The organism is Nocardiopsis salina YIM 90010, from assembly GCF_000341025.1.
GTDB classification, from domain to species: Bacteria; Actinomycetota; Actinomycetes; order Streptosporangiales; family Streptosporangiaceae; genus Nocardiopsis; species Nocardiopsis salina.
Genome location: NZ_ANBF01000238.1, coordinates 21,785 through 33,427, shown reverse-complemented (window position 1 = coordinate 33,427; position 11,643 = coordinate 21,785). Strand labels below are relative to the sequence as shown.

Annotated in this window: 10 protein-coding genes; 3 read left to right on the top strand and 7 right to left on the bottom strand. The window is 71.3% G+C overall.

The features are described from left to right. On the bottom strand, positions 1-639 hold a 639-nt coding region (locus D474_RS0126165), incomplete at its 3' end, for a carboxyl transferase domain-containing protein (RefSeq protein WP_017616443.1). Beyond that, entirely contained in the window at positions 636-2,387 is a 1,752-nt protein-coding gene (locus D474_RS0126160) for an acyclic terpene utilization AtuA family protein (protein WP_017616442.1), read from the bottom strand. The genes D474_RS0126165 and D474_RS0126160, both read right to left, overlap by 4 nt. Before the next feature lie 149 nt (positions 2,388-2,536). Here D474_RS0126160 and D474_RS0126155 point away from each other — a divergent pair, with 149 nt between their 5' ends. The 3 genes from D474_RS0126155 to D474_RS0126145 all read left to right on the top strand — a co-directional run bounded on the left by D474_RS0126155 (position 2,537) and on the right by D474_RS0126145 (position 4,936). Then, on the top strand, positions 2,537-3,019 hold the full coding sequence (locus D474_RS0126155; protein WP_017616441.1) for a hypothetical protein: 483 nt from the start codon (positions 2,537-2,539) through the stop codon (positions 3,017-3,019). 100 nt (positions 3,020-3,119) lie between these two features. After that, on the top strand, positions 3,120-3,731 hold the full coding sequence (locus D474_RS0126150; RefSeq protein WP_017616440.1) for a phage holin family protein: 612 nt from the start codon (positions 3,120-3,122) through the stop codon (positions 3,729-3,731). Between the two features lie 167 nt (positions 3,732-3,898). Next, complete coding sequence (locus tag D474_RS0126145) at positions 3,899-4,936, top strand: SUR7/PalI family protein (RefSeq protein ID WP_017616439.1); 1,038 nt, start codon at positions 3,899-3,901, stop codon at positions 4,934-4,936. Between the two features lie 72 nt (positions 4,937-5,008). Here the strand turns inward: D474_RS0126145 and D474_RS0126140 are convergent, their stop codons facing one another. From D474_RS0126140 to D474_RS0126120, 5 genes are all read right to left on the bottom strand, one after another. Further along, positions 5,009-6,298, bottom strand: a complete 1,290-nt coding sequence (locus D474_RS0126140) for a thymidine phosphorylase (protein ID WP_017616438.1) — start codon at positions 6,296-6,298, stop codon at positions 5,009-5,011. A gap of 110 nt (positions 6,299-6,408) precedes the next feature. Beyond that, on the bottom strand, positions 6,409-6,828 hold the full coding sequence (locus tag D474_RS0126135) for a cytidine deaminase (RefSeq protein WP_017616437.1): 420 nt from the start codon (positions 6,826-6,828) through the stop codon (positions 6,409-6,411). Next, positions 6,807-8,402 carry an ABC transporter permease gene (locus tag D474_RS0126130; protein WP_017616436.1) on the bottom strand — a complete coding sequence of 532 codons (1,596 nt, stop codon included), beginning with the start codon at positions 8,400-8,402 and terminating at the stop codon, positions 6,807-6,809. The genes D474_RS0126135 and D474_RS0126130 overlap by 22 nt, the downstream gene beginning before the upstream one ends. Then, positions 8,399-9,874: an ABC transporter permease gene (locus D474_RS0126125; protein WP_017616435.1), complete on the bottom strand. Its 1,476-nt coding sequence runs from the start codon at positions 9,872-9,874 to the stop codon at positions 8,399-8,401. The genes D474_RS0126130 and D474_RS0126125 overlap by 4 nt, the downstream gene beginning before the upstream one ends. Continuing rightward, entirely contained in the window at positions 9,871-11,475 is a 1,605-nt protein-coding gene (locus D474_RS0126120; protein WP_017616434.1) for an ABC transporter ATP-binding protein, read from the bottom strand. Before D474_RS0126120 ends, D474_RS0126125 begins: the two co-directional genes overlap by 4 nt. Between the last annotated feature and the right edge of the window lie 168 nt (positions 11,476-11,643).

The window sequence follows — 11,643 nt, the reverse complement described above, 5'->3', positions numbered from 1 at the left end:
CAGGGGCGGGCCGCCGAGGAAGACCTTGGAGCGCTCGCGCACCATGACGACGTGATCGCTCATGCCGGGGATGTAGGCGCCGCCCGCGGTGGAGTTGCCGAAGACCAGCGCGATGGTGGGAACACCCGCGGCCGACAGCCGGGTCAGGTCGCGGAAGGTCCGCCCGCCGGGGATGAAGATCTCCTTCTGGCTGGGCAGGTCGGCGCCGCCGGACTCCACGAGGCTGATCATCGGCATGCGGTTCTGCTCGGCGATCTCCCCGGCCCGGTGGGACTTCTTGAGGGTCCAGGGGTTGGAGGCGCCGCCGCGCACGGTCGGGTCGTTGGCGACGATCACACATTCCACGCCGGAGACCACGCCGATTCCGGTGACGACACTGGCGCCGACGTTGTAGTCACTGCCCCAGCCGGCCAGCGAGGACAGTTCCAGGAACGGGCTGCCCTCGTCGAGGAGGAGCTCGATGCGCTCGCGGGCCAGGAGTTTGCCGCGGGAGCGGTGGCGGTCGACGTACTTCTGTCCGCCGCCGTCGACGGCCTTGGCGTGCTCGGCCTCGATCTCGGCGATCCGGTCTAGCATGACCTTGCGGTTCTCGGCGTGCTCGTCGGAGGAGGGATCGATCCGTGAGGTCAGGACGGTCATGGCAGCAATGCCTCCGGGAGGTCGGTCTGTCGGGCCCGCAACCATTCGCCGAGCCCCTTGGCCTGGGGGTCCTGGCCCTCCCGGCGGGCGGTGCCGGGGGCGAGGATCCCCTCGATCCAGAAGTTGGCGGCGCGCAGGTTGGGCAGGAGGTGGCGCGTGACCTCGAGGTCGGCGGTCTCGGGCAGCAGTTCCTGGAGTTTCTCGACGGTGAGCTCGTGTGCGAGCCACGCGAACCCGGCGTCGTCGCGGGCCCACACGCCGAGATTGGCGTCGGCGCCCTTGTCACCGCTGCGGGCCCCGAGCACGGCACCGACGGGGGCGCGGCGGCGCGGTCCCTCGGGCGGGGGCGCGGGCAGGGGCGGTTCGGGTACGGCCGCCAGGTCCTGGAACCGGGCCGAGGGGGCCACTGCGACGCGCTCCCCGTCGGGCAGGATCACCGTGTGCTCGACCTCCTCGACGGTGACGAGCTCGTGGGTGGCGGCGACGCCGTCGGGGCGGGCCGAGCGCGGAGGCGCGCTCATGTGGAACCCGGCGTACCCGGCGAGGGCGATCTCCACGGCGGCGGCACCGAACCCGCGGCCGATGGTGCGGGCGTCGTGGTCGCGGGCGGTCACGCGCAGGCGGGAGGTGGCCGCGTCCTGGGTCCGGCCGGCGGGATCCTCGGCGGGGTGGAAGTCGAAGCGCAGTTCGCCGGGTTTGCGGTGCTCGAGCTTGGCGCGGATCTGCCGTTCGGCCCAGGCCGCCTTCTCTCTTGCGCCGTCGCCGGTGATGAGCAGGTCGTACTCGTTGCGGAACCCGGTGAGCCCGGTGAGGCCGACCTTGAGCGTGGGCGGTGGCGCCTCGCCGCGCGTGCCGCTGAGCCGCACGCGGTCGGGGCCCTCCTGGGTGAGCTCCACGGTGTCCAGTCGGGTGGTGACGTCGGGACCGGGGTAGCGTGCTCCGGCGATCTCGTACACGAACTGGGCGGTGACGGTACCGGTCGTGACCGCTCCCCCGGTGCCGGGGTGCTTGGTGATCACGGAGCTGCCGTCGGCGGAGATCTCGGCGAGCGGGAACCCGGGGTGGTCCAGGTCGTGGCCGTCGGCGACGAGCTCGGGGGCGAAGGCGTAGTTGCCGCCGGTGGCCTGCGCACCGCACTCGATGACGTGCCCGGCGGCGGTGGCCCCGGCCAGGGCGTCGAGGTCGTCGCGGGTCCACCCGAAGTGGGAGATGGCCGGGCCCACGGCCAGTGAGGCGTCGGTGACCCGTCCGGTGACCACGATGTCGGCGCCGGCGTCCAGGCACGCGGCGATCCCGAACCCGCCCAGGTAGGCGTTGGCGGTGAGCGGGGCGCCGAGGCCGAGCTCCTCGGCCCGGTGGAGCAGGTCGTCCCCGGTCACACACGCGATGCGCGGTTCGAGGTCCAGCTGCTCGGCGAGCTCGGTGAGCTGGTCGGCGAGCCCGCGTGGGTTGAGGCCGCCGGCGTTGGTGACGACCTTGATCCCGCGTTCCATGACGAGCCGGAGGGTCTCGCGCATCTGGCGCAGGAAGGTCTTCGCGTAACCGCGTCCGGGGTCGGCGAGCTGGTCCCGGCCGAGGATCGCCATGGTGAGTTCGGCCAGATAGTCACCGGTGAGGACGTCGACCGGCCCTTCGGTGAGCATTTCGTGGACGGCGGCGATGCGGTCTCCGTAGAAGCCGGACGCGTTCCCGACCCACAGCGGTGGCTCTGGTGTCGCAGTCATGGTGACGAGAGTGACACCGCCCACACAAAAAAACAAGCGCGCGTGATTGTTTTTCTTTCGGCAGAGGTCGCGGCCCCTGAGCCGGACCCGTTCACCACCGCTGACCGGATCCGGCCACGGAGCGGGCGGGCCCGTCCGCGTCCGGGCTCCGCGGACCCAGTAGTTTTGGGGCCGTGAGTACCTCCCGAGAAGACGAAGCCACCGACAGCACCACTGACGCGGACGTCTCCCCCGAGACCCACGAGGACCGGACCGGCGACGGGACGACCGGTGCCCCGCAGACCGGCGCCGACTTCGTCCAGGGGTCGCGGCCCCAGGCCCTGCCCCGTGGCGGCGGGGTGTTCTCCCCCGAGTCCCTGTCCATCACCGGCATGTTGCTTCTCCTGCCGGTCCTGGTGGGCGGCCGACTCCTGGAGCGCGTGGCCTGGTTCGGTGTCGGTTCCGGAACCGCCGAGGCCGCCCAGCTGGCTGTCCTGCGTTCCGAACTGCTGATCACCGGCGCCATCGCCGGGCTCGCCGTCCTGCTGGGCTCGGTGTCGCTGTTCACCGGTGACGACCGCACCCGCGCCTGGGCCCGCTGGGCGGCCTCGGCGGTCGTGATCGCCGGCGTGGTCAGTCTCCTGATGTGTGTGATCGCCTTCGTCGGTATCGGTTAGCGCGATCGAGGCCGGGCTGACCTGCCCGGGCAAGCGCGACACCCTCGGCCACGCCGCTCCTTAGGCAGCGTTTATCCAGGTCGGGGGGTACGTTGGCCGCATGGGCAACGACAACACCAATCCCACGGACCGTCCTGAGGAGACCGAGGGGCAGGGCCCCGGGTACCCCGAGGACACGAACGTCGACACCCAGAACGGCGACCCGCGTTGGGCCGGGCCCCACGACGAGGCGGCGGCCGAGGGCACCGAAAACGCCGAAGGCGCCGCGTACGGATACACCGAGGAGGGTCACGGGGAGGCCCCGGTCAGCGCCGGCGCTGTGGCCGCGCAGCCCCGCACCGGCGGGCTGCTCGGCTCGGAGACCTTCACACTCAGCGCGGTGTTCCTGCTGGCCGTGACGCTGATGTCCAGTCAGCTGGTACAGCTCTTCAGCTCCGTCATGCAGATCGGCGACCAGCCCGTTCCGCACGAACAGGTCGCGCAGCTGTCCAACCAGGCCCTGGTCGGGGGCGGCCTGGCTCTTCTCACCGTGCTCTTCGCCGGCCTGGCCCTGGTCCTGGCCGACGTGGGCACCCGCGCCTGGGCCCGCTGGGGCGCCATGGCCACCATCATCGTCGGCCTGCTGTTCGTGATCGTCGCGGCCCTGACCTACGTGATGATCCCGGCCGGTTCCGAGCCGCAGATGCCGGAGATGCCGGCCATCCCGCAGTAATGGCGGTGCCCTCCCCGTCCCGTTCGGTCGGGGGCGAAGGCAACCGTGTCCCGAGCCCCGGCGCCCGCTGTGCGGGCGCCGGGGCTCTCGTGTGCGGGGCCACAGACCCTCGTGCGCCGGCGGTAAACTGACCGTTCCTTGGACCCCGTCACGAAGGTCGACCCCCCGTGTCCGATCGCCCCTCCGCAGCCGAGCCCGCGTTCGACCCCGAGCTCCCCCAGCGTGTGTACGACGAGCTCCAGTTCCGGCACGACGAGCTGCTGCGCGCCGACGACGCGCGGCAGTGGACCCGGGAGCTGTCGACGGGACAGCGCTGGGCCGAGGCCCTGTTGTTGTCGGCGCTCAGTGCCGCCCCCGCACTCGCCGTGTTCTGGGTGGCCGCGGTCTTCTTCGTGCCCCTGACGATCATCGCCGGGATCCTGCTGGTCATGCTCGTCTTCGGCGCGTTCGGCCACAACCCGATCGTCGGGTTCTTCGTGCTGGCGGCCTCCACCGCGCTCGTGTCCGCGGTCGTATGGCTGGGCCCGGCCGCGACCGTCTACACGATCTCGGCCGGGGTCTGGCTGACCGGGACGTTCTTCGGCGCGCGCTACGCCCTGCGCGACGCGGGCGAGCGCATCCCGCACGTGTACCGCGACCAGTACGTCGTGCCCGCCGACCTGCACCCGGTGGAACGGGGCATGCTCGCGCGGGTGCAGGTCGTCGTGGACCTGACCGAGTCCGCGCGGGAGATCCTCGGCGGGGAGTTCGACGCGACGAGAGCTCTGCGCACCCTGCACGCACAGGAGTGGACGCTGGCGCAGCTCTTCCTGCGCCGCAGCCACCTGGCCCGCGACCTTGAAAGGCGCGAGCGCGAGGCGGTCTCGGACGCGGTGCAGCGTTCCCTGGATCCGCAGCGCTCCTCCCTGCAGCGGGTGCGCGCCGAAGCCGAGGAACGGGTCGCACGCATCGAGTCCTACGGCCGCACGGTCGCCGACGCCCTGGTCAAGCAGCGCGAGTGGGAGCAGGTGTGCGAGAACACGGCACGTGACGATGCCTACGGGGACCTGCTGTTCGAAACCGGGAGCGCGCCCGAACAGCAGGGCGAGGGTGTGCCCGAGGACAATGCGCTCCGTGCGGTGCGCGAGAACCGGGACGAGAGCGTGCGCCAGGCGCTGGACGAGGTCCGGTGGCTGTCGGAGTCCCAGGACATGCTCGACCGCTGACCCATGGCGGCCCGCGCCCTGCTGCAGTGCGGGACGCGGGCCGGGAGCCCGGGGATGCCGGGCCGGGACGGGTCAGCCGATGCGGTCCAGCACCAGGGGCCCGGGCTCGAACCCGGGCTCCTCCTCGACGTCGTAGGAACCGGCCAGGGCCTGCGCGGCGCGGTCGAACCGCTCGGATTCGTCGGCGTGCAGGGTGAACAGCGGTTCGCCCGCCGAGACCCGGTCCCCCGGCTCGGCGTGCAGGGTCACCCCGGCACCGAAGGAGACGGCGTCCTCCTTCCGTTCGCGACCGGCGCCCAGGCGCCAGGCGGCCAGCCCGACCTGGTAGGCGTCCAGACGTGTGAGGACCCCGGAGGCAGGCGCCAGGACCACCCGGTGCTCGGCCGCTCCGGGCAGCGGTGCATCGGGGTCGCCGCCCTGGGCGCGCACGAGGTCCTTCCACACGGCCAGGGCACTGCCGTCGGCGAGCGCGTCGGCGGGGTCCTTCACGCCGTCCGTGCCGGGGGTCAGGTCCGCGGAGGCGAGCATCTCCCGGGCCAGCGCCACGGTGAGCTCGACGACGTCGGAGGGCCCGCCGCCGGAGAGCACCTCGACCGCCTCGGCGACCTCCAGGGCGTTGCCGACAGTGCGGCCCAACGGGGCGGACATGTCGGTGAGCAGCGCGGTGGTACGCACACCGTGGTCGTTGCCGATGTCGACCATGGTGCGCGCCAGTTCGCGAGCTGAGCGCAGGTCCTTCATGAAGGCGCCGGAACCGACCTTGACGTCGAGCACGAGCGATCCGGTGCCCTCGGCGAGCTTCTTGCTCATGATGGAGGCGGCGATGAGCGGCACCGACTCCACGGTCCCGGTGACGTCGCGCAGGGCGTAGAGCTTTCGGTCGGCAGGTGCGAGCCCGGTCCCGGCCGCGCAGATCACCCCGCCGGTGTCCTCCAGGACCTTGCGCATCTCGGTCGGGGTGAGCCCGGCCCGCCAGCCGGGGATCGACTCGAGTTTGTCGAGGGTGCCGCCGGTGTGGCCGAGCCCGCGCCCGGACAGCTGCGGGACCGCGGCCCCGCAGGCGGCGACGGTGGGCGTCAGCGGCAGGGTGATCTTGTCGCCCACACCGCCGGTGGAGTGCTTGTCGGTGGTGGGCCGGGCCAGGTCGGAGAAGTCGAGGCGGTCGCCGGAGGTCAGCATCGCCTCGGTCCAACGGGCGGCCTCGGACCGGTCCATCCCGCGCAGGAACACCGCCATGGCCAGCGCGGCCATCTGTTCCTCGGCGATCTCGTCCCTGGTGTAGGCCTCGATGACCCAGTCGATCTGCTCGGGGCTCAGCCGCTCCCCGTCGCGTTTGGTGCGGATGACCTCGATGACGTCCATGTCCTGTTCCTTCGCGTCGTCGCGGAGCGGAAGGCACCGGGCGGGGGTGCTCCCTACAGCTGTCCCCGGCACCGTCGGGCGGGGCCGGGGACAGTCAGGTGTGTCCTGGATCAGACCAGGTTGTGCGGCCCGAAGGCCTGCGGCAGGACCCGGTCCATGGTGAGTACCCCCTCGGGGGTGTCCACCAGGAGCTCGGGGCCGCCGTGTTCGTACAGGAGTTGGCGGCAGCGCCCGCACGGCATGAGGGCGTGTCCCTCGCCGTCGACGCAGGCGAACGCGGTCAGGCGCCCCCCGCCACTGGAGTGCAGGGCGCTGACGAGCCCGCACTCGGCGCACAGGCCGACCCCGTAGGAGGCGTTCTCCACGTTGCAGCCGGTGACGGTGCGCCCGTCGTCGACCAGCGCCGCCGCACCCACCGGATACCGCGAGTAGGGCGCGTAGGCACGGGTCATGGCCTCCCCGGCGGCGCGGCGCAGCGCCTCCCAGTCGACCTCGTGCGGGGTGTGGCTCATGAGCGGCTCGCCCTCCACTGTTGTCCGATGCCGGCGGGGGCCCGCAGCCTCTGGGAGGCCAGGGAGAGCACCAGCAGCGTCGCGATGTGCGGACTGTAGGTCGCCAGCTCGCGTGGCAGCGAGTCGGTCCCGAAGTACCAGAACAGCAGCAGTGCGGCTGCTCCCGCGGTCACCACCGCCAACGCCGTGGCGCGTTCCTTGTGCCCCCACATCGACACCAGCGCGGCGATCACACCCAACACGGAGCCGGCGACGAAGACGGTCGTGGTGTCCGCGGTGGGCAGGGCGGTGAAGGATCCGAGCCAGTAGGCCAGCGCCGCCACCGACACGAGCCCGACCGCGACCGTGGCGAGCACGGGCGTGTCGGAGGTGCGTGTCCCGATGAGCGCCAGCACCAACCCGATCAGCAGGAGCAGACCCGAGGTCGGCAGCAGGAGCCCGGAGAACGCGGCCAGCGGCCCGGCGGAGACGAACGCGTACACCAGTGCACCGGTGACCGCCGAGACGGCGCCGACGCGGCCGATCAGCGAGCTGCGCGCCCGCCACACGGCCCAGGCCAGCAGCGCCGCCACGAACAGCAGGAGCAGCGCGTGGATGGCCGCACCGCCGCCGCGCACCTGCAGGGCGTCGGTGTAACCGAACAGGCCCGCACCCATGGCCAGGCCGCCCGGGCGCCAGTTGCCGAAGATCATCGCGGCCAGACCGATGTAACCGCGGCCGCCAGTCTGGCCCTCCTGGTAGATGTTCGAGGCCACCAGCGACAGGAACGCCCCGCCCATCCCGGCCAGACCGCCGGAGATGATCACGGCCGTGTACTTGAGGCGGTAGACGGCCACGCCGAGGCTCTCGGCGGCGTCGGGGTTCTCACCGACCGACCGCAGCCGCAGTCCGAAGGTGGTCCTCCACAGCAGCACGTAGGTCAGCGGGATCATCAGGAGCGCCACGAAGGTCAGCGCGGACATGTTCGTGGTCAGCCCGACGAAGAAGGACGCCAGGTCGCCGATGACGAAGATCCCGCTCGCCGCGACCGGCTGGAGCAGCTCGGGCACCACAGGCAGGGACAGCGTCGGGAAGTCCGGGGTGACCGGCGACTGTGCCGCGCCGGCCTGGGGGACGTCCTCGTAGGTGAGGATCGAGAGGTAGCGCATCGCCCCGAGCATGAGGATGTTGATGGCCACACCCGAGACGATGTGGTCCACCGCGAAGGTCACGGTGGCCACCGCGTGGATGAGTCCGCCGGCCATGCCCGCGACCACGCCTGCGAGCATGCCGATCCAGGGATCGCCCGTGTTCCAGGCGAAATAGGCGCCGAACCAGGTCCCGAGGATCATCATGCCCTCGAGGCCGATGTTGATGATGCCGGCGCGTTCGGCCCACAGACCGCCGAGAGCGGCCAGGGCGATGGGAACCGCGAACACCAGGGTCGTGCGCACGGTCCCTGCGTCGGTGAGCATGTCCTGGCCGGTGATGACCCGCAGGCCCGCCAGGGACACGAAGACCGCACCGAGCAGGGTGAGGAAGCGCCACTTGGCCCGCCCCTTGGGGCGTGCCGGGGTCTTCGCGGTCGCCTTCACATTGAGTTCCTGGCTCACTTCGCCTCCCCGGGGGACACGGTCCGGCCGAGCTGCTTACCGATCTGCTGCTGTTGGTAACGGCGGCCCCAGCGGTGCACCACCTCGTAGACCACGACGACCGTGAGCACGATGGTGGCCTGTGCGATGACCGCGATCTCCTGCGGTGTGTCGTCGAAGGGCAGGATGCCCGCCGCCTGGTCGAGGAAGGACCACAGCAGCGCCGCGAAGACGATCCCGACCGGGTGGTTGCGGCCCAGCAGGGCGATGGCGATCCCGATGAAGCCGATGCCGGCGGGGAAGTCGAGCGCGTAGTGGTGCGAGTGGCCGAGCAGCTGCGGCAGGCCCACGAGACCGGCGACCATGCCCGAGAAGAGCATGGACAGGAACACCATCTTCTTGACGTCGACACCGCTGGCCTCGGCCGCCGTCCTGGACTGGCCGGTGGCGCGCAGTTCGAACCCGAACCGCGTGCGGTTGAGCATCGCCCAGTACAGGAACCCGACCACCGCGGCCAGGACGATCATGCCCCAGATCTCGCGTTCGGAGCCGAGGAACACGGCGGGGATGCCCGGCACCCACGACGACTCCGGCATGGGCGGAGTGCCGATGTTGTTGGTGCTCAGCTCCACCGCGAGGCGGTCGGTGCTGAGCAGGTAGGCGGTGATGCCGGTCGCGATGGAGTTGAGCATGATCGTGGAGATCACCTCGGACACACCGCGCGCCACCTTGAGGTAGCCCGCGATCCCGGCCCACACCCCGCCGACCGCGACGGCGGTGACGATGATGACGATCTGGCTGATCACCGGCGGCAGCATGATGTAACCGCCCACCGACGCCGCGGCCAGGGCCGCGAGCCGGTACTGGCCGTCCACGCCGATGTTGAACAGCCCCATCTTGAAGCCGATCGCCACGGCCACGGCGGCCAGGTAGTAGGTGGTGGCGGTGTTGATGATCTGCACCATGCTGTCGGGCCGGGAGCCGAACTCCAGCATGCGCCCGAAGGTCTCCACCGGGGCGATACCGCTGAGCTGGAGCACGGCGCCGGTGACCGTGAGCGCGATGACGCCGGCGGTCAGCACCGCGGCGAACGACAGCGCGAGCATGGCCGACAAGCGGTGGAAGAGCACGAACGCCAGCGCGGAGCCGACGAGGGCGCCCAGGCCTGCGGCTACCTCGGAGATGAGCCGCAGGTCGAGGAGCCAGGCGGTGGCCAGACCGCCGAGCAGGGCCAGCACCAGGGACATGGGGGCGACCAGCACCTTGTGCAGGGGCGTGCCCTCCTCCTTGGCCCCGGTCGCCCCGGTGCGGCTCTCGTCGCGGGTGCGCGAGGCGGTCGCGGCGACCAGCACGAAGGCCGCGCCGACCCCGATGAGGACCGCGGCCCACCAGAGCAGGAACAGGTCGAGCACGACCGTGGCGGCCGTGCCCAGGAGCAGGGCCGGGCCGAGGACGGCCGGTGCGGCGAAAGTACGGGGAGCGTTCTCAGTCATGCTCCGCCCTCGCCCTCGTCGTCGCGGGTCCGGTCGGCACGGGGGCCACCTTCCGTGTCGTCGGCGCTGCCCAGGCCGGCACCGGTCATGGCGGAGCCGAGCTGTTCCGGGGTGACGCCGGCGGGGTCGGCCTCCACGACCAGGCGGCCGCGGAGGATCACGTGCAGGGTGTCGGACATGCCGATGAGCTCGTCCAGGTCGGCCGAGACGAGCAGGACGGCCAGGCCCGCGGCGCGGGCCTCCCGCAGCTGCTCCCAGATGGCCGACTGGGCACCCACGTCCACACCGCGGGTGGGGTGGGCAGCCACGAGGAAACGGGGCTCTCCGCTCATCTCACGGCCGATGATGAACTTCTGCTGGTTGCCGCCCGAGAGCGCGTCGGCGACCACGTCGATGCCGGGGGTGCGCACGTCGTACTCTTCGACGATGCGCTCGGAGTCGGTGCGGGCGCCGGGCCGGTCGATCCAAGGTCCGCGCACGCTCGGGGGGCGGGTCTGGTGTCCCAGGATGCGGTTCTCCCAGAGCGGGGACTCCAGGAGCATGCCGTGGCGGTGGCGGTCCTCTGGGATGTAGCCGACCCCGGCCTCGCGGATGTGCAGTGTCGACCACTCGGTGATGTCGGCGTCCTCGAGGAGGATGCGTCCGGCGCTGAGCGTCTGCATGCCCATGACCGCCTCGATGAGCTCGGACTGGCCGTTGCCCTCCACCCCGGCGATCCCGACGATCTCGCCGCGGTGCACGTCCACGGACACGTCGTCGACGGCCGGACGGCCCTCGGGCGAGAGCACGGTGACGCCGTCGAGGGAGAGCACCACGTGGTCGGTGACGGTCGACTCGCGCAGTTCGGGCACCGGGAGTTCGCCGCCGACCATGAGGGTGGCCAGATCGCGGGCGGATGTGGAGGCGGGGTCGACGGTGGCCACCGTGGTGCCGCGCCGGATCACGGTGATCTCGTCGGCCACCGACAGGACCTCGTCCAGCTTGTGCGAGATGAAGATGACCGTGAGGCCCTCGCGCTTGAGCTCGCGCAGGTTGTCGAAGAGCTCCTCGACCTCCTGCGGCACCAGGACGGCGGTGGGCTCGTCCAGGATGATGGTCTGTGCGCCCCGGTAGAGGACCTTGAGGATCTCCACGCGCTGGCGGTCGCCGACGCCCAGTTCCTCCATGAGCCGGTCGGGCCTGATCCCGAGCCCGTACTGGTCGGAGAGTTCCAGGATGCGTGCCCGGGCCTTGTTCCCGATGCCGTGGCGGCGTTCGGCCCCCAGCACCACGTTCTCGAGCACGGTGAGGTTGTCGGCCAGCATGAAGTGCTGGTGGACCATCCCGATGCCCTGCTTGATGGCGTCGGAGGGCGAACCGAAGTGCAAGGGGGTGCCGCGGACGAGGATCTCGCCCTCGTCAGGACGGTGCATTCCGTACAGGGTCTTCATCAGCGTGGATTTCCCGGCCCCGTTCTCGCCCACGATGGCGTGCACGGTACCGGGAGCCACGGTGATGTCGATGTCGTGATTGGCCACGACGCCGGGAAATCGTTTGGTGATCCCGTGCAGCTCGACGGCGGGGGGCGCTTCGGCCCCGCCGCCCGGTGGCGTGCTGCTCATCATTCTCCTCGTGGAAACGGCAGCGCGGCGGATCGGGCCGGATCCCGGCCTTTCGACACCGTCGCCGCAAAACGCAAGATTGGGGGCGGTACCCGCGGGGCGTGTGGGAACGTCTTCCTGCGCCTTCGCCGGTACCGCCCTCGCCGGAACACCGCGGGGTCGGGGCCG

Excerpts from the sequence above, each read along its gene's own strand:
- D474_RS0126150 (WP_017616440.1), top strand. The coding sequence starts at position 3,120 with ATGGGCAACGACAACACCAATCCCACGGACCGTCCTGAGGAGACCGAG.
- D474_RS0126140 (WP_017616438.1), bottom strand. The coding sequence starts at position 6,298 with ATGGACGTCATCGAGGTCATCCGCACCAAACGCGACGGGGAGCGGCTG.
- D474_RS0126125 (WP_017616435.1), bottom strand. The coding sequence starts at position 9,874 with ATGACTGAGAACGCTCCCCGTACTTTCGCCGCACCGGCCGTCCTCGGC.
- D474_RS0126120 (WP_017616434.1), bottom strand. The coding sequence starts at position 11,475 with ATGAGCAGCACGCCACCGGGCGGCGGGGCCGAAGCGCCCCCCGCCGTC.